Origin of the sequence: Psychrobacter sp. TB55-MNA-CIBAN-0194 (assembly GCF_040309505.1) — a bacterium.
Classification (GTDB): Bacteria; Pseudomonadota; Gammaproteobacteria; order Pseudomonadales; family Moraxellaceae; genus Psychrobacter; species Psychrobacter fozii.
The window spans coordinates 1-231 of sequence record NZ_JBEOOW010000867.1; the positions used below are offsets into that span (position 1 = coordinate 1).

At 45.5% G+C, this 231-nt stretch carries 1 pseudogene; it reads right to left on the reverse strand.

The features are described from left to right. Positions 1–231 (reverse strand): annotated as a pseudogene (locus AAEY75_RS17400) (RNA-guided endonuclease InsQ/TnpB family protein); the annotation flags it as partial.

The following is a 231-nucleotide window of genomic DNA, read 5'->3' on the forward strand; positions in this document are numbered from 1 at the left end:
GCTTAATGGCGGTCTTTTTAAACGGAATCCAGCCCAAGCTTCTTCTCTTGGCTTTTGGGTTATTGGTACGCCAGTTGAGTTTGGCTTTTTTAAACTGTTTACGGGATTTAGCGTGAACCTCACTGATCGCTTGCAAGGTTTGACTGTGCAGATTCAGGTATTCACCCGCCCCTTTAGTATAAGCGGCCAAGTCATAGGCTGAAAAGAATTTGCCCGTGCGCTGTAAATGTT